General features: G+C 40.0%; 14 protein-coding genes. 11 read left to right on the top strand and 3 right to left on the bottom strand.

Going from position 1 to position 21,654, the window contains the following annotated elements:
• The first annotated feature begins 12 nt into the window (after positions 1-12).
• The 10 genes from B3H30_RS14505 (at position 13) to B3H30_RS14460 (ending at position 15,581) form a co-directional block, all read left to right on the top strand.
• The gene (locus B3H30_RS14505) at positions 13-3,201 is read left to right on the top strand and encodes an efflux RND transporter permease subunit (RefSeq protein ID WP_070565477.1); all 3,189 of its coding nucleotides are present in this window, start codon (positions 13-15) and stop codon (positions 3,199-3,201) included.
• 24 nt (positions 3,202-3,225) lie between these two features.
• Positions 3,226-4,653, top strand: coding sequence for an efflux transporter outer membrane subunit (locus B3H30_RS14500; RefSeq protein ID WP_070565683.1), 1,428 nt, complete (start codon positions 3,226-3,228; stop codon positions 4,651-4,653).
• A 290-nt stretch (positions 4,654-4,943) separates the two neighbouring features.
• Positions 4,944-5,426 carry a DUF4822 domain-containing protein gene (locus tag B3H30_RS14495; RefSeq protein WP_070565479.1) on the top strand — a complete coding sequence of 161 codons (483 nt, stop codon included), beginning with the start codon at positions 4,944-4,946 and terminating at the stop codon, positions 5,424-5,426.
• Between the two features lie 384 nt (positions 5,427-5,810).
• Positions 5,811-6,914 (top strand): sensor histidine kinase, encoded by a 1,104-nt coding sequence (locus B3H30_RS14490; RefSeq protein WP_070565481.1) that lies wholly within the window; start codon positions 5,811-5,813, stop codon positions 6,912-6,914.
• A complete protein-coding gene (locus tag B3H30_RS14485; RefSeq protein ID WP_070565483.1) occupies positions 6,914-7,675 on the top strand; it encodes a LytR/AlgR family response regulator transcription factor in 762 nt (253 codons plus the stop codon). The genes B3H30_RS14490 and B3H30_RS14485 overlap by 1 nt, the downstream gene beginning before the upstream one ends.
• Before the next feature lie 240 nt (positions 7,676-7,915).
• Positions 7,916-9,034 (top strand): efflux RND transporter periplasmic adaptor subunit, encoded by a 1,119-nt coding sequence (locus tag B3H30_RS14480; protein ID WP_286834527.1) that lies wholly within the window; start codon positions 7,916-7,918, stop codon positions 9,032-9,034.
• Between the two features lie 184 nt (positions 9,035-9,218).
• Positions 9,219-12,368: an efflux RND transporter permease subunit gene (locus B3H30_RS14475; RefSeq protein WP_070565487.1), complete on the top strand. Its 3,150-nt coding sequence runs from the start codon at positions 9,219-9,221 to the stop codon at positions 12,366-12,368.
• Between the two features lies 1 nt (position 12,369).
• Complete coding sequence (locus tag B3H30_RS14470; protein WP_070565489.1) at positions 12,370-13,806, top strand: efflux transporter outer membrane subunit; 1,437 nt, start codon at positions 12,370-12,372, stop codon at positions 13,804-13,806.
• 305 nt (positions 13,807-14,111) lie between these two features.
• Positions 14,112-14,981: a DMT family transporter gene (locus B3H30_RS14465; protein ID WP_070565491.1), complete on the top strand. Its 870-nt coding sequence runs from the start codon at positions 14,112-14,114 to the stop codon at positions 14,979-14,981.
• 234 nt (positions 14,982-15,215) lie between these two features.
• Positions 15,216-15,581 (top strand): VOC family protein, encoded by a 366-nt coding sequence (locus B3H30_RS14460; RefSeq protein WP_046674543.1) that lies wholly within the window; start codon positions 15,216-15,218, stop codon positions 15,579-15,581.
• A gap of 72 nt (positions 15,582-15,653) precedes the next feature.
• Here B3H30_RS14460 and B3H30_RS14455 read toward each other — a convergent pair whose 3' ends face one another.
• The 3 genes from B3H30_RS14455 to B3H30_RS14445 all read right to left on the bottom strand — a co-directional run bounded on the left by B3H30_RS14455 (position 15,654) and on the right by B3H30_RS14445 (position 19,688).
• Complete coding sequence (locus B3H30_RS14455) at positions 15,654-16,880, bottom strand: DEAD/DEAH box helicase (protein WP_046674542.1); 1,227 nt, start codon at positions 16,878-16,880, stop codon at positions 15,654-15,656.
• 143 nt (positions 16,881-17,023) lie between these two features.
• Positions 17,024-18,211 carry a Na+/H+ antiporter NhaA gene (gene nhaA, locus B3H30_RS14450; RefSeq protein WP_070565493.1) on the bottom strand — a complete coding sequence of 396 codons (1,188 nt, stop codon included), beginning with the start codon at positions 18,209-18,211 and terminating at the stop codon, positions 17,024-17,026.
• Positions 18,212-18,707: 496 nt separating this feature from the next.
• Positions 18,708-19,688, bottom strand: a complete 981-nt coding sequence (locus tag B3H30_RS14445; protein WP_112376167.1) for a hypothetical protein — start codon at positions 19,686-19,688, stop codon at positions 18,708-18,710.
• A 271-nt stretch (positions 19,689-19,959) separates the two neighbouring features.
• On the opposite strand from B3H30_RS14445, the gene B3H30_RS14440 reads away from it, so the two are divergent.
• The gene (locus tag B3H30_RS14440; RefSeq protein WP_070565495.1) at positions 19,960-21,585 is read left to right on the top strand and encodes an ABC-F family ATP-binding cassette domain-containing protein; all 1,626 of its coding nucleotides are present in this window, start codon (positions 19,960-19,962) and stop codon (positions 21,583-21,585) included.
• Positions 21,586-21,654: the final 69 nt, after the last annotated feature.

Below are 21,654 nucleotides of genomic sequence, written 5' to 3'. Positions count from 1 at the left end.
TTAGAAAATCACATGCTTAAGAAATTTATAGAAAGACCTGTACTTGCTACCGTTATCTCCATATTACTTGTCATATTGGGGGTGATTGGTATCCTTAAACTGCCTTTGCAGCAGTTTCCCGATATTGCACCGCCCGCGGTGCAAGTAACGGCATTATATCCTGGGGCAAATGCCGAAACGGTACTCCGTGCCGTAGCTCCCTCACTCGAAGAGTCAATCAACGGTGTTGAAAATATGAGCTACATGAGCTCTACTGCCAGTAACGACGGCTCGTTAATGATTACCGTATATTTTAAACTTGGCACTGACCCTGACCAAGCTGCTGTGAACGTCCAAAATCGTGTGGCTCAGGCAACCAGCCAATTGCCCGCTGAGGTTGTACAAGCCGGAATTACAACAGCAAAACAGCAAAACAGCTTGATCATGGTATTGGATCTCTATACGGAAGATCAGAGTAAATACGATCAGACCTTTATTACCAACTACGCGCAAATCAATATTATTCCCGAACTGAAACGGATACCTGGTGTTGGACAAGCATTGGCGTTTGGTGGTAGCAAAGACTACTCCATGCGGGTATGGCTTAATCCAAATCAAATGGCGACCTATAAACTAACGCCTGAGGAAGTTATGGCTGCAATTCAAGATAAAAACGTTGAAGCTGCTCCTGGTAAATTCGGCGAGAGCAGCCGTGAAGCTTTTGAATTTGTGATCAAATATAAAGGTAAACTCAACCAACCAAGTGACTACGAAAATATTATTATCCGCTCCAACACTGACGGTTCAGTACTTAAACTCAAAGACGTCGCTCGTGTTGAACTGGGATCCTATACCTATGCGAGCCACACCCGTATCAATGGCAAAGCAGGATTGAATATTGGGGTAATGCAGCTGGCAGGTTCGAATGCAAATGAAATTCAGATCGCGATTCAAAAATTCATGGAGAAAGCCTCTTTAAGCTTTCCGAAAGGTGTCAAATATCTCGTTTTATACAACACAAAAGATGCACTTGATCAATCTATTGACCAAGTAAAACATACACTAGTTGAAGCATTTATATTGGTATTTTTAGTTGTCTTTCTATTCCTTCAGGACTTTAGATCGACATTAATACCAGCGATTGCAGTACCAGTAGCCATCGTTGGAACATTTTTCTTCATGCAGCTCTTCGGCTTTTCAATCAATCTATTGACCTTGTTTGCCCTGGTGCTCGCCATTGGGATTGTCGTCGATGATGCAATTGTGGTCGTCGAGGCAGTGCACGCCAAGATGGAACATGAAAATCTCCCACCTAAGCTCGCTACAACATCTGCCATGAGCGAAATCACCGGGGCAATTATCTCGATTACATTGGTGATGTCTGCCGTATTCCTTCCCATCGGCTTTATGGAAGGTTCTACCGGAGTGTTTTACCGACAATTTGCTTTCACGTTAGCGATTGCAATCGTTATTTCAGCAATTAATGCCTTGACACTAAGTCCTGCGTTATGTGCACTCTTCTTAAAACCAACGCATCATGGTCATTCTGATGCTAAGAAACTTAATTTCAAGGAACGTTTCTTTGCTGGATTCAATGTTGGATTTGACCGGTTGACTAAAAACTATTTAGGTAGTCTACGCTTCTTGATCCGTTACAAGTGGGTTGCATTTGCAGGATTGGCGATTACCCTACTTTTGACAATATTTATGATCCGTAAAACACCTACTGGATTTATTCCGTCGGAAGACCAAGGATTTATTGCCATTTCTTTATCCATGCCTGCAGGCGCTTCGTTAGATCGTACTTCTGGGGCATTAGCCGAAGCTGAGAAGCAACTTCAACATGCTGATTTTACCAAAACTTTAAATGTACTTGCTGGTTTCAATATTTTAACACAATCCACAAGTCCTTCAGCGGGTGTTGCATTTATCCTCCTTAAACCACATGAAGAACGTGGTCAGATAAAAGACATCAATGCGATTATGGCCGATGTGAATCAACGCCTGGCAAATATCAAAGGTGCAAATTTCTTTGTCTTTACCTTCCCTACAGTACCAGGGTTCAGTAATGTTGACGGTCTCGATATGGTATTGCAGGACAGAACCGGTGGACAACTTGGAAAATTCAGTGGCGTAGGCCAGAAGTTTATTGGCGAACTGATGAAACGTCCTGAAATCATGATGGCTTTCACAACCTTTAAAGCGGATTATCCACAATATGAGCTCCAGGTAGATGATATCAAGGCAGAGCAACTTGGCGTAAGCACAAAAAGTATATTACAAACCATGCAGGCCTATTTTGGTAGTGCCCAAGCTTCAGATTTTAATCGTTTTGGAAAGTACTATCGTGTGATGGTCCAAGCTGATGCCAAGGATAGAAGTGAACCTACTTCAATGGACGGTATTTTTGTAAAAAACAGATTAGGTGATATGGTTCCCATCAATACATTAGTCAAATTAGAACGTGTATATGGACCGGAAACAGCATCGCGGTACAACTTGTTTAATTCAATCGGCATAAATGCAATACCAAAACCCGGATATAGTTCTGGAGACGCTATCCGTGCAGTTGAGGAAGTTGCAAAACAACAATTGCCTACTGGATTTACCTATGAATTCTCAGGTATGACCAAGGAAGAAATTGTCTCCGGAGGACAGTCTACATTGATTTTTATTCTCTGTCTGATATTTGTTTACTTCTTGCTTGCGGCACAATATGAAAGCTACATCATTCCATTAGCGGTTATTCTCTCCATTCCAACCGGCATATTTGGCGTCTTTGCAGCAATTAGCTTCACTGATATCGCCAACAACATCTATGTACAAGTTGCACTTGTCATGTTGATTGGTTTACTGGCCAAAAATGCCATTTTGATTGTGGAATTTGCTATTCAGGGGCGCAAACAGGGGCTATCGATTCCTAGCGCTGCACTTAAAGCCGCAAGATTACGTTTGAGGCCTATTATCATGACTTCTTTAGCCTTTATTGTTGGTATGATTCCAATGATGACAGCCGTAGGTCCGTCTGCTCAAGGAAATCATTCCATCAGTATTGCCGCTGCGGGTGGGATGTTCACCGGAGTAGTTTTAGGACTCTTTATTATCCCGATTCTCTTTATTTTCTTCCAATTTATCCAAGAGAAAATAGCTGGTGTCCCGAAGCAAAAGCAGTATGAAAGCGAGACCGCTTCGTTGGAAATACCCGTGCATACAAACAATTAGTATATCATGACAAAATTTAAATATATGAATAGTAAAGCAAAGTTACTGACGGTTTTCATCTTATCTTTTGTCGCATGGTCCTGTAAAACAGATAAGTTGGTCAGCAATCAACACCTTGCCCCTAACTTACCCGAACAGTACCGCGACCAAGCTAAAGCTCCGCAGGAAACTAGCATTGGCTCTATTCCATGGCGTGATTTTTTTAAAGATCAAATCCTACAGACATTGATTGACAGTGCAATACAACATAACTTAGATATGAAGCTAGCACTGAAAAACATAGAAGCGTCTCAACTTAGCCTGAAACAAGCAAAAGCGAACTATCTTCCCTCAGCCCAGCTACAGATCAGGGGAAATAGCACCAATCCATCCAATAACAGTATGAATGGATTGAGCCTCGGACAGTTTTTAGGCCAACATCATGTGGAGGATTATACGGCATCCTTAGGTTTATCCTGGGAGGCCGATCTATGGGGTAAAATCAAAAATCAAAATATCGCTGCTTTAGCTTCCTATCTGCAGACAGAAGAAGCTAAAAAAGTAATTCAAACCCAATTAATTGCACAAGTTGCACAAGGTTACTATCAACTGCTGATGCTATATCAATTGCGTGATATTGCCAAACAAAACTTGCAATTAAGCGATACAACCTTACGCATCGTCCAACAGCAATATGAAGTTGGTGACATTACGCTGCTTGCGTTGGAACAGGTTGATGCGCAACGATTGTCCGCAGCGGCGTTAATCCCTGACTTTGAACGGCAGATCACTATTCAGGAAAATGCCATTCAGATTCTTAGCGGAAAACTCCCACAAGAGATTAAGACAGCGGAGAAATTGACAGACATCCAGTTCCCCGAAGAGCTAGCAACTGGCATACCAGCTGATTTGTTGAGCCACCGTCCGGATGTAAAACAGGCCGAACTAGCTGTTACAACTTCACAGGCCTATCAACAGTATGCAAAAGCGCGCATGTATCCTTCCTTGGTGATTAGTGCCGAAGCTGGCGTAAACGCATTCAAAGCAAGTAATTGGTTCAACTTGCCCGCGTCATTATTTGGTGCAATTACAGGGAGTATTACACAACCTATTTTCCAACGCAAGGAATTAAAAACGCAATATGAGCTGGCGCGTGTCGAACAAGAAAAGAATGTATTGATCTTCAAGCAAAAAGTAATTTCAGCCGCTGGGGAAGTATCCGATGCTTTAATTTCAATTCAAAAATTGAAAGAAAAACAAAAGATTACTTCGGATAGAACGACGCGTTTAAAGCAAGCGACAAAGCATGCCAATCTTTTGTTTGAAACAGGAATGGCCACCTACTTGGAAGTAATTACAGCGCAAAGCAATATCTTACAAAGTGAGCTCGAACTTGCTCAGGTAAAAAAAGCGGAGCTTTCTGCTGTTGTTGATCTATACCGCTCATTGGGAGGTGGATGGAGCAATAACTAATACGGTATAAAAAGCAATTTTCTAATTTTATTATACATATCTGGTAGATGGGGGGCCCTTAGGGTCCCCTGTTTTATTTTTATCCTAAGTTCATTTTTACACCACCTTTAACATAACGCCCTGTAAAGCAAACTTCAAATCAGGCAATACATAAGCTTTTTCTATTTTTTAGAATTTCTTCAACAACCCGATCGCATTCAATTTATAAATCCTTCAAACCTTGGAATAAAAGAGACAAATGCAACTGAACCAATGCGATTACTTTTGTTTCATAATATAAATTTTATAAAATGAGAGATTTAAAAAAGATTGCACTAGCGGTATGTATCGCCTTAAGCACATTAGTAGCGGTGAGCTGCAGTAAAGATGATGAAACTGTTGTTGAACCCCAGCTTACCCCAAGCGAAATATTAGCCAGTACGCCATGGGAAACAACAAACGCAAAGAATAATAAAGGTGAAAGTGTAGTATTAACAGATGCTAACGTGGCAAATTTTGTAGGATTTGCTTATTTCAAATCTGATGGTACTTTTACAATGTTCAATCTTGACAATTCTCCAAAAATGCACGGCGACTGGACCGTATCTGCAGATGGTAAAACGAGAACAATTGTTGCTAAAAATGCTGCTGGAGAAACGTTGTTTACTCGTGTGGTTGATATTACGGTATTAACAAAGAAAGAATTCACTTATAGAGTTTATCCAAACGCTAATGACAAAACGATCTATTTCGATATCATCCATACACCAACAACTCATCAAGAGCCAAAATAATTTATTAGATAACACATCGAAAAAATAGTAACCACAATAAAACAGAAAGGCTTGACGAAATGATGTCAAGCCTTTCTGTCTATCGCTAAAAACGAATTCCATATTCAAAGTCACTCTTTGACACGATTAGATCAAATGATTATAAAACAAAAGATAACTACAAGATTTACAATATATTAAAAAAATATCACAGGGATTTCATTATGAATTATACACTGATAGGCCAAGGTTAGATCATCTATCAGCCTTCGTCAATATACGCCTGAGTGCATCAAATTGATATTTCAGTCAGGGCTTTATACGCTTCAGCAGAAATTTGTCGTCCAATACTAAAAGGAATTACGAAATTTGCATAGATTTCACCGATACAGATAAGTTAAAAGAATGCAGGATATAGCGATCTATAAAAACGATAAGACTCTAATTAGTACAAATAAAAAAAGGCTGATATTTACCTTTCTGTCCTTTCTGCTTATTTATCTCGTTGCCTATATTATTGATCCTTTCTCGAGTTGCTGGGATGGCTATTTTAAACGGAATATGTTTGAAATACTCGGTGAATGGACATTTACGATCATTTATAGCTTTATCATTTCCGAATTTAGTATCATTGTCCATGACAAGCTTAATAAGTTCTTAACCTGGAAAGATAGTCCGACAGAGCGACTTCTACTTGAAACCGTCATCAACCTTTTTGCAGTACTCTTTATCAATTTACTTCTGGAGTACCTGATTTCAAAATATTATTTTGGACCTCAAAATGTTACTATAGCCCCATCTTTGGAGGAAAAAAGGGGGATGATTCAAAACATTACAATCAGTGTATTGATTGCGTTGATGATCATGGGGATCAATATTGGTAGTCATTTGATCACCAACTGGAAGAATGAATCCATGCGCGCTGCAAAGCTTGATCAGGTCATTCTTGAAACAGAACTTCAATCGTTAAAATTACAGATCGACCCCCATTTTGTCTTTAATAACCTGAGCGTGCTCTCAGAAATCATCCTCGAAGACCAACAATTAGGCTATGAATATGCAGAAAACTTCTCCAAAATATATCGCTACCTTCTTGTCAATTCCAAAAAGGACATTATCTCACTCGAAGAAGAACTCAACTTTCTAAATTCATACATATTTCTCATCAAAAACCGATTTGGCGATGGGGTAAACTTCGAAATAAACGTCAATCCCGCCAAACGCAATTGCCAATTACCTCCTCTTACCTTACAGTTATTGGTAGAAAATGCATTAAAGCATAATCAGACAAATAAGAGAAAACCGCTGAAAATTAAAGTCTACACCAACGCCCAGAATCAACTTGTTGTTGAAAATATATTAATTCCTATTGAGAATGTATCCGAATCATCGGGAATCGGAATTTCAAACATCATTAAAAGATACGATTTGCTATCCAACTTAAAACTGCAAATAAAGAATGATGGCAAAACATTTAACGTTATCCTCCCACTTTTAGCGCAAGCATAATGAATATAACCAAAGTATTAATCATCGAGGACGAAAAACTCAATGCCGATCGTTTAAAGCGACTTTTGAAAGAAATAAAACCATCCATCGTTATTTTGGATGTACTTGATAATATTGCGGATAGCATCAATTGGTTCAATAGCAATGAACTTCCCCACCTGGTCATGATGGATATTCGTTTATCCGATGGCTTAAGCTTTGAAATATTAGAGACTATAAAAATAGACTGCCCAATCATATTTACAACAGCATTTGACGAATACGCTGTGAGGGCTTTTAAATTCAATAGCATAGATTATTTGCTCAAACCTGTAGAAAAAATAGAGCTGGGAAATGCCATCCAAAAACTTGACTATCAAAAAGATCTCCAGATCAACCAACAACCGCTTCAAGGTTTATTGGATTTTATCTATCCAAAAGATTTTCGCTCACGTTTTCTAATTCCATTCAAAGACGGTTATAAGACCATTCTCGTCGAAGAAATATTATACTTTTACTCCGAATTTAAACTTACCCATGCGCAACTCAAATGTGGTACTGTCGAAATTGTCCCTCAAACAATGGAAGAACTCGAACAGCAATTGAATCCAAAAGTATTTTTTCGCGCCAACAGGCAATTCATTGTACATATAGATGCGATCAAAAGATTACATAACCACTTCAACGGAAAACTAAAAATAGAAATTAAACATAACGATCAAGTGGAAATCCTTGTGAGCAGAGAAAAGGCTCAACTGCTAAAAAATTGGTTAGACTATTAATGCTAAACTGATCCGCTTGCTCCTTTTTTCGTCAGAAAGGTAAAGTAAGTTTTTCGCGATGAAGAAGGAATGTCAATCGATAAGACCAATATCTTCAACACAATTGGATCGTACCATTTAATATCGTAAAATTCAGCTCATCACTGTGACGTTTCAGTAAGCAATTGTAACGTCTCGGTAGATTTCTTTGCCTTATGGCTTAAAAGAATTCTTTTCTTTGTTTCATTATAAAATGATAAAATGGCACAAAGAACGATGACTTTAAAACCTTTCCTTACATTTATTACAGCAGCAGCATTATTATCGTCCTGTGGAGGCAACCAAGAACAACCGCAAGAGCAGGCAGTTACTGTTGACTTTATCGAATTATCTCCTACCCACGCGGAGACCGAAAAAAAATATCCTGGTACATTAGAGGGGACCGTCAACGTCGATGTCAAAGCGCAAGTAACGGGATATCTGGATCAGATTTATGTCAAAGAAGGAGACTATGTATCCCAGGGTCAACCCCTTTTCAAAATAAAAGCTGATGTCTACAACGAACAAGTAAACAACAGCAAGGCAGCTTACCAAGCTGTTTTATCGGCAGAACAAAACGCGAAATTGGACATTGAAAAAATCAAACCACTTGTTGAAGGTAAAGTGTATACCGAATTACAGTTAAAAACTGCAGAGGCCAATTATGCCGCAGCTAAAGCACAGGTAGCGCAAGCACAAGCTGCACTCGGTTCATCTCAAATAAATGCCAAATTTACGTTGATCAATGCACCAGTGAGTGGTTATATCGGCCGTATTCCTAATCGGATCGGAAATTTAATTACCGCAGCAGATGCGACACCGTTAACAACGCTATCTGAAATCAATACCGTAAATGTGTATTTTTCATTGAGTGAGGCCGATTTTATAGCCTTTATCAAAGATCAGAATAACAAATCATCCAATCAACAAGCAACGCTATTACTAGCTGATGGAACGGCATACAACCATTCGGGGAAAGTAGAATTAGCCAGTGGTAACATCGACAGAACAACCGGAAGCATGGCACTTAAAGCAAGTTTCACCAACCCTGATAAAATTCTCCGTTCGGGTGGTTCAGCCAAAGTAATCTTGAAAAAAACCCACGAAAACGTTTTGTTGGTACCTATGGCGGCTGTCAAGGATATTCAAGATCGCTACTTCGTTTATGTTATTGGCGAAAAGAACAAAATTTCCATGAAACAGATTGAAATTGCGGGAAATACAGCCAACGCCTATTTACTTAAATCAGGACTTACAGCTGGTGAAAAAATCGTTATGAATAGAATTGACATGCTTAACGATGGAATGCAAGTTCAACCGACTAAAAAATCCACCATGTAACCAGATGGAGCGTAAATAGCAACAACAGAGCTGCTGAAAAAGTTCCTTTTTAAATATTTGGGAGAAATCTAGGCAATAGCAATCATGGCAAAAGCTGCAACGTCCAAAGAGCGGTAACACGCCTATACGTTCCGTATGCACTTTTAAAAAATGGTACTATAAGCTTTATAAAAATTATACTAAAATGTTAAAGAAATTTATTGACAGGCCAGTTTTGGCAACTGTTATATCGATCATATTTGTCATACTGGGGGTCATCGGTCTTTTTAGGCTGCCCCAAACGCGATTCCCGGATATCGCCCCGCCCACTGTCCAAGTTACCGGAAGCTATCCCGGAGGAAATAGTGAAACAGTATTGAGATCAGTTGTTACACCCCTTGAAGAACAAATCAATGGTGTGGAGGACATGGAATACATTACATCGACTGCAAGTAACGATGGTACATTCTCTGTGCGCATTGTCTTTAAAGCAGGTGTAAACCCAGATCAAGCAGCCGTCAACGTGCAAAACAGAGTACAACAGGCTACTCCGATCTTGCCACAGGAAGTTGTCCGGATGGGATTAACAACCTCCAAGCAACAAAATAGTATGATCATGATATTTAATATCTATACAGAAGATAATAAAAAATATGATGAACTATTTTTACAGAATTATGTGAACATCAACTTGATCCCACAGATCAAGCGTGTTCCCGGGGTCGGTCAGGCGATGGTATTTGGTTCCAAAGATTATTCGATGCGTGTATGGTTGAATCCGCAAAAAATGGCAAGTTATGGACTTGTGCCGCAAGAAGTCATCGCTGCAATTTCCAAACAAAGTCTGGAATCTGCACCTGGAAAATTAGGTGAAGAATCAAAAGCACCTCTTGAATATGTTATACGCTATAAGGGGAAAAAGAATCTTCCAGAGCAGTATGAAAACATTATCGTTAAAAACAATAATGTCCAGATCGTACGTTTAAAGGATGTGGCACGTATTGAGTTTGGCTCGATCAGCTATAGCGGTAATTCCCAAAATAACGGTCTCAATACCGTCACCATCGGTATATTCCAGACATCAGGCTCCAACGCCAATGAAATTGAAATTGACAAACAGATTGAAATAGCGCAACGCTCATTCCCTCCTGGAATCAAGACTTTTAAATTGATCAGTACCAAGGAGCGCTTGGATGAAAGTACAGCCCAAGTACGCTCGACATTAATTGAAGCCTTCATTTTGGTTTTCCTCGTTGTATTCTTACAAGACATACGATCGACTATTATTCCAGCAATTGCAGTCCCTGTAGCTATCGTAGGTACCTTCTTCTTCCTGCTCGTATTTGGCTTTACCATCAATATATTGACGTTATTTGCCCTCGTACTCGCCATTGCTATTGTTGTCGATGATGCAATTGTCGTTGTCGAAGCAGTACATGGAAAGATGGAGACTTCCAATTTAACAGGTAAACAGGCTACCCATAGTGCCATGAGTGAAATCACTGGAGCTGTAATCTCCATTACCTTGGTGATGTGTGCAGTTTTTATTCCCATTGGATTTATGACAGGTTCATCGGGCATGTTTTATAAACAGTTTGCCTATACTCTTGTGATCGCCATTGTGATCTCTGCGATCAATGCCTTGACGCTGACACCTGCACTATGTGCATTATTACTTAAAAATACACACGCCGAAAATCAAGATGGACAGACCTCAAAAACTGGGTTTTCTCAGCGTTTTTTCAAAGCGTTTAACGCAGGCTTCGAAAACATGACCAATCGATACGTTGGTTCATTAAAATTCCTGGCAAAGAAAAAATGGATTTCGTCACTTTTGATCCTGGCTACAATTGGCGTTGCGGGGTACCTCATGACAAGCACTTCCAAAAGTTTCGTACCAATGGAAGATGATAACTTTGTCGTATACAGTTTGGAAATGCCCCCAGGAACGGGACTGGACCGAACAACAAAAGCAGTCGAAAAAATCGAAAAACTACTGGCCGATATCCCTTCGATTGAAAGCCATACAAGTATTACTGGATTCAATATGATCGGTAACAACTCCAGCGCAGCCTATGCGACAGGATTTATACGCTTGAAAGATAAAAAGAAACGTGGTGAGATGAACGATATTGATCAGATTCACCAAGTTATCTCACAAAAATTATCCAGTGTCAAAGAAGGTAACGCAATGGCATTTCGCTCCCCTCCTGTTGATGGTTATGGTATGATGAATGGCGCGGAACTCGTTTTGCAGGACAGAGCTGGTAAATCGCCGGTAGAGCTCAAAGCAATGTCCGACTCCGTTATTGCGCAGATTATGAAACAACCGGGAGTGCAATTTGCCTATACCATGTTCAGAGCAGATTATCCACAGATGGAGTTAGAAGTAGATGAAGACAAAGCGGCCCAACTTGGCGTAGATGTCAGTGAAATGCTTTCGTCCGTTCAAACTTACTTTGCGGGTGACCAATCATTGAATTTCAATCGTTTCGGTAAATTCTATCGGATAGCAGTTAAAGCTGATGGCATTTATAGAACCGATAAAGAAGCATTCAACGAAATATTTGTCAAGAATAATCTTGGCCAAATGGTCCCTGTAAATACCTTGGTCACACTTCGTAAAGTGTATGGTCCTGAGTCGGTAACCCGTTATAATTTATACAATTCGCTCACGATAAACGTTGTTAGTACGCCTGGTATCAGTAATGGTGCTATCATGGAAACATTGGAGAAAAATGTATTGACCAAGTTACCGGGAGACTACAGCTACGAATGGACAGGACTTAGTTTGGAAGAGAAGTCATCAGGCAATCAAACCGTACTTATCCTATCATTAAGCTTGCTATTTGTCTATTTCTTACTATCAGCACAGTACGAAAGTTACTTATTGCCTCTTGCCGTCCTGTTATCAATCCCAACAGGGATGATCGGCTCTTTCCTAGGAACACGTGCTATTGGATTGGACAACAATATCTACGTCCAGGTCGGCTTGATCATGCTCATCGGTCTTTTGGCAAAAAATGCCATTTTGATTGTTGAATTTGCTTTACAGCGGAGAAGAGCAGGCTCCTCACTCATTGATTCGGCTTTAGAAGGCGCAAGAGCTCGTCTACGCCCAATCTTGATGACTTCATTGGCTTTCATTGCGGGTATGGTCCCCTTGATGTTTGCGACCGGCGGAACGGCTACAGGTAACCATTCCATCAGTACAGGAGCAGCAATGGGTATGTTAAGCGGTGTTATCCTTGGGGTAATTATTATACCATTACTGTACCTGGTGTTCCAATATTTGCAAGAAAAAGTTTCGGGTAAAAAACTTACGGACAATACAGTACACAATACAAACGATTAAAATGAAAAAATTTCATCACTATATAACAATTTTCGCAAGCACTACCCTGTTGTTGTCCGCATGCAGCGTGGGCAAAAAATACACCCGTCAGGAGATAGCAATGCCCGAAAATTTCAAAAACAGCGAGGTTGTCGTGACGTCTGATACGCTACAGCTATCCTGGCGTAACTTTGTACAGGATCCCCTGTTGACATCACTCATTGAAAAGGCTTTGTCCAATAATACGGACGTCAATGTAGCACTCCTGAACATGCAACAATTGGAACTCGCGTACAAGCAGTCTAAGAAAGGATTACTACCAACAGCTGATTTAAGTATTGGAGCGAATAGAACCTGGTTATCGAGCAACTCTTTAAATGGCTCACTAAGTGACCAATTTATCGGGACGCCTCATATGGACGATTATAGTGCTACGCTCAGATTGTCTTGGGAAGCCGATATATGGGGAAAGGTAAAAATGCAAAAAGAAGAATCCTTGGCTAATTTTTTTGGCCAAAAGGAAAATTTATCGGCTTTGAAAACCCGGGTTATTGTACAGGTCATCCAGTCATATTACAATCTGATTGCTTTGGATGAACAGCTTAAGATTGCACAAAGAAATGTTCAATTGAGCGATAGCACACTGAATATGATACGTTTGCAATACAACTCATCACTGGTCAGTTCGCTTGCTGTGGAGCAAGCCGAAGCTCAGAAGAAAACTGCTGAATTATTAATTCCCCTAGCCCATCAAAATATGGCGGTCGAAGAAAATGCACTGAGCATTCTTTGCGGAGGTTTCCCCGAGGGCATTCAACGTACAGCAAGTTTAGATGATACGATTGTTGGAGACGGACTTGCCGCAGGGGTACCGGCCGAACTATTAAGCCGCAGACCAGATGTCAGAGCAGCTGAATACGCTGTTGTGGCTGCGACAAGCAGAATGGGACTCGCTAAAGCAGCAATGTACCCCTCCATAAGCTTGACTCCATCCATTGGTACAAACTCCATTCAATTTAGCAAATGGTTTGATCTACCGGGTTCTATTGTGAAAACAATAGCAGGGAATATTGCTCAACCGATTTTTCAGAAAGGGGCCTTGAAAACAAACTATGAGATATCGGTCATCGAACGCGAAAAGATAGCTTTGCAGTTTAAACAGTCGGTTATGATCGCAGTTTCGGAAGTTTCTGATGCCTTGGCAAAAATCAAACATACAGAACAGCGCCTGCGACTTATCCACGCCAAATCAAATGCCCTCGCCAAAGCCACCGCTGATGCGGCCTTACTTTACAAAAGTGGGATGGCAAACTATTTGGAAGTGATAACTGCCCAAAACAATGCACTTCAAAATGATTTGGAACGTATTACAGTAAAACGGGAAAAGCTCAATGCGGCCATAGATCTTTACCGTGCACTGGGGGGCGGAACGGATACTTTACCGCCAAATACGCCATAAAAGCAGAAAATAAAAAGCACAAAATAAAGGCAACTGAATAAATATACGCCCCTAGAAGCAAAAACTTCCTAGGGGCTTTTTCATTACTTTTTTGCAGCTGCGCCCAAAATTCCCTATCTTCGGGTAAATACAAATATGATGAATAGAACGAGTTGTCTTCCTCCTCCAGTAGCGTAATATTTTTTCCCGATATTACTGAAGCCCAATACCAGAAATGGACCGATTTGCTGTGCTTCTTATTTTCTATCAATTTTATTATTTAACATCTTTCGTCCTTATTGGGCGGAACTGGAAGACAATTTCTTATGAAACATTCATATTTCATGCTGCACCTTGCTGTGCTGTGCCTGGGACTATCTGGCGTATTTGGAAAAGTGATTTCACTCAACGAGGGGATACTCACATGGTACCGTGTATTTTTAGCTGCCGCTATCCTATTTTTTATTCTAAAATGGTATAAAATACCTACAGATTTTACTTTCAAAGAGAAACTGCATATTGCAAAAAATGGGCTACTATTGACAGCATCCTGGCTATTATTCTATGCTAGCATCAAATATTCAAACATTTCCATCGGCGTAATCTGCTACTGTATGGCAAGTTTTTTTACCGCTATTTTTGCACCGATGATCAATAAAACGAAATTTAGATTGTCTGAACTTCTGTTGAGTGGACTTACGTTGTGTGGGATAGCACTGATATTTCACTTCGATACCTCACACCAGCTTGGCATAGTCTTAGGGATAATTTCTCCGGCTTTTGCCTCACTCTATGCGGTTCACAATGAAAAATTGACCAAAAAGTACAATGCAATATGCATTAATTATTATCAAATGATCGGTGGAACAATAGGGCTGGCATGTCTACTTCCTTTTTACATTCAGCACTATCCAATCAGCACTTTCATTCCCAATGCCCTGGATATTTTCTATCTGATCATCCTATCTTTATGTTGCACTGTGGGAGTCTATCTCGCATTTACAGAAATCTTAAAGAAGATATCAGCATTTACATTGAACTTAAGCTTAAATCTTGAGCCAGTATATGCTATTTTGATTGCATTTTTACTTCTTAATGAAGCAAGAGAATTAAACCTATCCTTCTATGTTGGACTGTTTTTGGTTGTTTCATCTGTGTTATTGCAGTATTGGATCAGCAGTAAAAAGAGCGCTTAACAACCTCCATTCATTTCCCAGTCCAACGAAGATTGGGAAATGAATATTGTTTCCTCCTTGTGTCAAGCAGGTAGCCCCGATAAACAGGTAGCCCCGAAAAAACATGTTGAAAAGAAAAATGTGTGTCATTTTCAACAAAGCATTATATTTATGAAACGATTCGGGTTTTAATTCCAAAACCGGCACAACCGGTCAAGCAATTTATTATATATACATTAAATAGATAGTTCCGTTATGAGCAATAGCAGTACAGAAAACAAATTTGTCAACCAGCAGATCCAATACCTTGAGTTTGTATCAAGCGACCTTGAACGTGCCAAAGCATTCTACTCAACGAGTTTCGGTTGGGAGTTTACGGATTACGGACCAGCATATACGGCTTTTGGCGGAAAATATGTTGATGGTGGTTTTACACTTGGTGACCCCAGAAATGGCAGTATTCTCGTCGTTATCTATGCCGACGATCTACAGGCTACTCGTGATCAGGTTATCCGTGCTGGCGGGACCATATTAAAAGATATTTTTAGCTTTCCCGGAGGAAAAAGATTTCAGTTCCAGGATCCTGATGGATATGAATTGGCCGTATGGACTGTTGAATAAAAGTTAAATACAATATATACTCAAATACAAAGCCCCCATATTTTTCTCATATGGGGGCTTTGTATTTTAAAATCAGGCTCTTTTAGCTTTCTGATAGTTTTTATTTTTATTCCTATTGAAACGCTTCTTCTTATGCTGTGGATTCTTTTTGGCAGGATTGTAAGTAGGTCCCGCTTCAAACCCCTCTGGCAATGGAAGTTGTTCAATCGGATAACCTATTAAATTCTCGATTTGAGCGAAACGGTTTTGGTCTTTCTCATTGACAAAGGTAATGGCTGTTCCTGTAGTTGCTGCCCGTGCCGTACGTCCAATACGGTGTACGTAGTCTTCCGGATCCGGTGGAACATCGTAATTAACGACCAAACTGATCCCCACCACATCGATACCGCGAGATATCACATCTGTCCCTACCAATACCCGTACCTGACGAGACCGGAATCTAGCCATGATATCTTCCCGTTTCGACTGCTCGAGATCCGAATGGAAACCCTCCGCATCAATCCCCTGCTTCTGTAATTCCTGAGCGAGAAGTTTGACCGTAGTTTTTTGGGACGCAAAAATAATAACAGATACATAGTTCGGATCCTTCAGTATATTCTTCAGAAGCTCCATTTTCTGTTGATCATACGCAAGATATACACGTTGATCTATCCCTTCCGAAGGTTTAGAAATGGCAATATTAACTTCCACAGGCTCTTGCAGAATTTTTCGGGCAAAAGACCTTATCTTCATCGGCATCGTCGCCGAAAACAAAAGCATCTGCTTTTTCTTCGGTAGATAACTTACAATACGTAAAATATCGTCTTGAAATCCCATATCCAGCATACTATCGGCTTCATCCAAAACAAAGTGCTTTAAATGAGAGAGATCAATCTTCATGGAGGTAAGATGGCTTATCAACCTTCCCGGCGTAGCAACAATAATATTTACCCCCTCTCGTATGGCCCGTTTTTGCTGTTCATACCCCATACCATCACCACCACCATAAATGGCTATGGATGTTGCACCCGTATAATAAGACATGCCCATAATCTGCTGGTCAATTTGCATAGCAAGTTCCCGGGTCGGAACAAGGATAATAGCGAGGATAGATTCCCTTGAATTCCGTGCTATTGCATCGAGGATCGGCAACATATAAGCTGCTGTTTTACCTGTACCTGTCTGTGCACAGGCAATCATATCTTTTCCCTCTTTAATAATCGGGATGGTCTGTTCTTGGATCGGCGTAGCCTCCTCAAACATCATACTTTCTAAACCTTCTTCCAAAGCCGGAACAAAGCCAAATTCATCAAATCTCAACGTATTGTTTTTATTGTTGTGCCCTAAATTACTAAATCTAATTCATAAAAGTCTAAAATTAATACCTATAGCTCGTTATCCGCTTTCAAATAGATGCCCAAATAGGATTAATCTTTAACCTTCGACTGCTATCTATTCAAAATCTAATCAATAACCCCTGTTTTCTTTGCAGCTGACACAGCGCTCAAAACGACGTAGCCTAGCAGGCCGGCACATAAAGAAGCGATCAGAACCGCGAACTTGGCCTCTTCAATCAGCATGCTATCATCAAAAGACAGTATCGAGATGAAGATCGACATCGTGAAACCGATTCCCCCCAATAAGCCTACTCCAAAAATCTGTTTCCAGCCAGCCCCTTCCGGTAATTGCGCAATCTTCAACTTCTTCGCAATATAACAGATCAAAAATATACCAATTGATTTACCAGCGATAAGACCAAAGATAATACCAATCCCCAATTTTGAAGTCAAACCACCAATCATTTCCCCATGGATTGGAATAAGCGTATTCGCAAATGCAAACAGCGGAATGATAATAAAATTGACGGGTTTGGTCAATAGATGCTCCAATTTTTCCAGGGGAGATTCTTCCGCATCCGGTGTTGTTGGTAACGTCATAGCCACCAACACGCCAGCTATTGTTGCATGAATTCCCGAGTGGTGAACAAAGTACCAAATAAATAGACCCGGAATAAGGTAAGCCCATATCGCTTTAACGCCCAGTTTATTCAACACGATCAAAAACAGAAAGATGCCTAAAGCAATAAACAAATAGGTCGCATGAATACCATTGCTATAAAAGATCGCAATGACCAAAATGGCAAGTAAGTCATCAACAATGGCCAGAGCAGCCAAAAAGATTTTAAGACTGGCAGGAACCTTATTTCCCAGAAGCGTGATAACAGCTAAAGCAAATGCAATATCCGTCGCCATAGGGATACCCCAGCCGTTTGCCGTATTGGTTCCCTGATTTAATACAAAATAAATGATGGCTGGCAAAAGTGCCCCACCAACCGCAGCCAAAATGGGCAGGATTGCTTTACTTGGCGATGAGAGTTCACCCTCTACAATTTCACGTTTTATCTCGAGCCCCACCAGTAAAAAGAAAATAGCCATCAAACCATCGTTGAGCCACAATAACCACGAATATTTTAAATGAACATGATCGCTCTCAAAGCCTACTTCCTTGTTCAGGAATTCCATTACACTGGCATACAAAGGTGTATTTGCAACGATCAATGCTAGAATAACACAGGAAAAAAGTATAATTCCACCTGCAAAGCTGGATTTTAAGAATTCTCTAAAGACAGTTAAATTGATAAGTTTTGACATGATTTGAATATCTAAAAACGCTTACAAAGGTTCACAAGATACGATTTTTAGGACCATTTACCGAATTCGAGCGACGATATCCCGGGCTATATCCAATGTAGCTACCCTTTTATTTTTCGAACCTAACAAATCAAATGGGAGAAACAGACATTATACATTAAATTTTTATAAAAAGCTTTGTCATTTTTTAATGAAATAATTTGGCTTTGTTGCAAAAAATACTTAGCTTGCTACTATAGTTAATAAACCGTTTATTATGTGCAAGAAGTGGATTTTCATGGTACTTCTTTTCGTGGCAAATTTTACATATGCGCAGACGACAGAGGATAAAACCCAACATTCAGGTTCCCATTACATTATTTTAGCAATCATCGCTATTATTGTCATTGTTTATATATTATACAGGAGGCAAAAGAGGAAATTTAATGAATANNTATTCATTAAATTTCCTCTTTATACCCTTCTCTTTCCTATCGACCTTTCAATGCCTCACATCTTAATCACGAATCGGTTCATTCGTTTGTGCTAATCGTTGCGATCCCGTATTTGCCGGACATGCAATATCGTCTGTTGCATCGTATACAAGCTTCTTGCCATTCAATTTTGTAATCAACTCTTGAGGGACATACACCTGAACTTTGGTAATCGCATAACCACTTGGAAAATAGCGAACATAATAACCATCGGGGTGAAGCGTCCAAATACCACTTGGCACGTCCGTACGAGGTTCAGCCATACCAGCTAAGATTGCATATTGTTCAAAATCAGCGTACGAATAGTTTCCTGAGGAAACGAGCTGCCGAATATTATTTTCCGCTTCAAAGATTGTCTGTACTGCAGGAGGCATTTGGTCTTTTGCCTTTTGGACAACATCGAATGGCAAAACGCCGAGCGCACCACCTTCCAAATGCAAAATTTGTTCAGCTGTAAGCAATTTTAAGGCTGTCTCTTTCACCGGACCCGAATAATCAATAAATTTTGTCTTCGCTATGATCGTCCACAATAGCATCTGTATGTCAGATTGTGCAACTTCCGGGTGCTTTTCAGCACTTTTCAAAATTGCAATGACTACTTCTCTCTTCTTGCCCAATGTAGGTGCATACATATATCCATCACCTTTCGAAGGCGCATAAGTACCTGCTTTCAAGCAATAGCTCTTATTGGTCATTTCAAAATATCCAGCCTCCAATAAGTAACCATCATTGCCATTCTTTTGCAAATTTTCTAAAGGTTTATAAACAGCCGTATTTTGAAAATCGGGCATTTGCTCCCCCTTCCTATTTACATCTTCAAAACTTGTACTAATCGCTTCTGGTTCCTTTAGCAGTTTATCCAAACCCAACATTTTGCTTCCCTTGGAAGCAACGGCTTTGCTTGCCTTATCCAATAGCCCTCCAAATTGAGCCGAGGCTCCTTGGATATTAAATAAAAAAGCAACTGTAAGTATAACGACACCGGTTATTCTATTTCTTTTCATAATTGATTTCATTTCAGCTCTTGTCCACAAAAAAGAAGCCAATTTAAATCACCAACACAATATTTATAATTTATTAATTCCTTGTTTGCACACATTGCCGGATTTCACACGTCATTTCAAGATCCTCTTCATCCTTTGAAATTTCAGACCATACATGTTTTCAAAAGAAGCTAAAAACAGTTGATTTCCCCAACATTACTCTCCGCAATTTCTCCTGAAACTGATCACCGTAAATAGTTAAAAATACAATATTAAAACGTATCTTTGCAGCATGATTAATGTGTCAAATCTCTCCCTTCGTTTTGGTAAACGTGTACTATTCGAAGATGTCAATCTAAAATTCACACCTGGAAACTGTTACGGTATTATTGGCGCTAATGGAGCAGGTAAATCTACTTTCTTAAAAATTATCTCAGGGGAAGTTGATCCTTCGACAGGTTCAGTGGCATTCACGCCAGGCGAACGCATGTCTGTTTTAAGTCAGGATCACTATGCTTTCGACGAGTTTACTGTTCTTGAAACTGTCATGATGGGTAACCAAGAGCTTTACAAAATCATGAAAGAGAAAGATGCCATTTACATGAAAGAGGATTTCTCTGATGCCGACGGCGAACGTGCCGGCGAATTGGAAAGTCTTTTTGCTGAAATGGATGGATGGAATGCCGAATCAAATGCCGCAACTTTATTGAGCAGTTTGGGTATTAAAGAAGAACTACATTATAAGTTGGTTTCTGAAATCGACGGTAACCAAAAAGTGCGCGTACTTTTAGCGCAAGCATTATTCGGTAAACCCGATATTTTGATTCTCGATGAGCCTACCAATGATTTGGATATTAATACCATTGCATGGTTAGAGGATTTTTTAGCGAGTTACGAAGCAATCGTCCTCGTTGTATCCCACGACCGTCACTTCTTGGATGCTGTATGTACGCATACAGTGGATATTGATTTTGGTAAGATGACAATCTATACGGGTAACTACTCATTCTGGTACGAATCTTCTCAATTAGCGTTAAAGCAACGTTCTGATCAAAACAAGAAGATGGAAGATAAAGTAAAAGAACTCCAGGAATTTATCCGTCGGTTCTCTGCCAATGCTTCCAAATCCAAACAGGCTACTTCTCGTAAAAAAGCCTTGGATAAGATCAATATTGACGAGATTAAACCATCCAACCGTAAATATCCTGCCATCATGTTCAATACCATGAATCGTGAACCAGGAGATCAAACGCTACAAGTTGAAGGATTAAGCAAAACGGTCAATGGCGAGGTATTCTTTAAGGATATCACGTTTATGATTAATAAAGGCGATAAAATCGCTGTTCTAGGTCCAAATTCATTGGTTACCACAGCATTTTACGATATTATCACTGGTAGAGACACCGATTTCGGCGGCGAATTCAAATGGGGCGTTACCATCACTCCTGCCGATATGCCGATTGAAAATGCCGCGTTCTTTGAAGGAAAAAGTGATAATTTGGTTGATTGGTTGAGAGAATATACAACTAACCCAGAAGCAGATGAACAGTTTATACGGGGATTTTTGGGGAAAATGTTATTTTCCGGTGAAGAGGTTATGAAGAAAGTATCTGTGCTTTCGGGAGGAGAAAAAATGCGCTGTATGTTCTCCCGTATGATGCTTCAAGGTGCCAACTTCCTGATCTTCGATGAACCAACCAATCACTTGGACTTGGAATCTATCACTGCATTGAACAATGGAATGTCTGATTTTAAAGGATCCATGTTGTTCACATCCCGTGACCACGAATTGACTGAAACTGTTGCCAATAGAATCATCGAATTGACGCCGAAAGGTATCATCGACAAATTGATGACTTACGATGAATACATTAATAGCGATGTAGTGAAAGCACAACGTGAAGAAATGTATAAATAAATAAGATAATTTATCCCAATTTAATAAAGGCTCCATAATTCATTTTATGGGGCTTTTTTGATGTCCATT

Source organism: Sphingobacterium sp. UBA7038 (genome assembly GCF_002494055.1).
Taxonomy (GTDB): domain Bacteria; phylum Bacteroidota; class Bacteroidia; order Sphingobacteriales; family Sphingobacteriaceae; genus Sphingobacterium; species Sphingobacterium multivorum.
The sequence above is the reverse complement of the archived record's forward strand: the minus strand, read 5'-3'. Positions and strand labels throughout refer to the sequence as shown.

Coding starts and splice junctions, on each gene's coding strand:
- B3H30_RS14495 (WP_070565479.1), top strand. CDS start 4,944: ATGAGAGATTTAAAAAAGATTGCACTAGCGGTATGTATCGCCTTAAGC.
- B3H30_RS14480 (WP_286834527.1), top strand. CDS start 7,916: ATGGCACAAAGAACGATGACTTTAAAACCTTTCCTTACATTTATTACA.
- B3H30_RS14485 (WP_070565483.1), top strand. CDS start 6,914: ATGAATATAACCAAAGTATTAATCATCGAGGACGAAAAACTCAATGCC.
- B3H30_RS14475 (WP_070565487.1), top strand. CDS start 9,219: ATGTTAAAGAAATTTATTGACAGGCCAGTTTTGGCAACTGTTATATCG.
- B3H30_RS14500 (WP_070565683.1), top strand. CDS start 3,226: ATGAATAGTAAAGCAAAGTTACTGACGGTTTTCATCTTATCTTTTGTC.
- B3H30_RS14440 (WP_070565495.1), top strand. CDS start 19,960: ATGATTAATGTGTCAAATCTCTCCCTTCGTTTTGGTAAACGTGTACTA.
- B3H30_RS14490 (WP_070565481.1), top strand. CDS start 5,811: ATGCAGGATATAGCGATCTATAAAAACGATAAGACTCTAATTAGTACA.
- nhaA (WP_070565493.1), bottom strand. CDS start 18,211: ATGTCAAAACTTATCAATTTAACTGTCTTTAGAGAATTCTTAAAATCC.
- B3H30_RS14445 (WP_112376167.1), bottom strand. CDS start 19,688: ATGAAAAGAAATAGAATAACCGGTGTCGTTATACTTACAGTTGCTTTT.
- B3H30_RS14465 (WP_070565491.1), top strand. CDS start 14,112: ATGAAACATTCATATTTCATGCTGCACCTTGCTGTGCTGTGCCTGGGA.
- B3H30_RS14460 (WP_046674543.1), top strand. CDS start 15,216: ATGAGCAATAGCAGTACAGAAAACAAATTTGTCAACCAGCAGATCCAA.
- B3H30_RS14505 (WP_070565477.1), top strand. CDS start 13: ATGCTTAAGAAATTTATAGAAAGACCTGTACTTGCTACCGTTATCTCC.
- B3H30_RS14470 (WP_070565489.1), top strand. CDS start 12,370: ATGAAAAAATTTCATCACTATATAACAATTTTCGCAAGCACTACCCTG.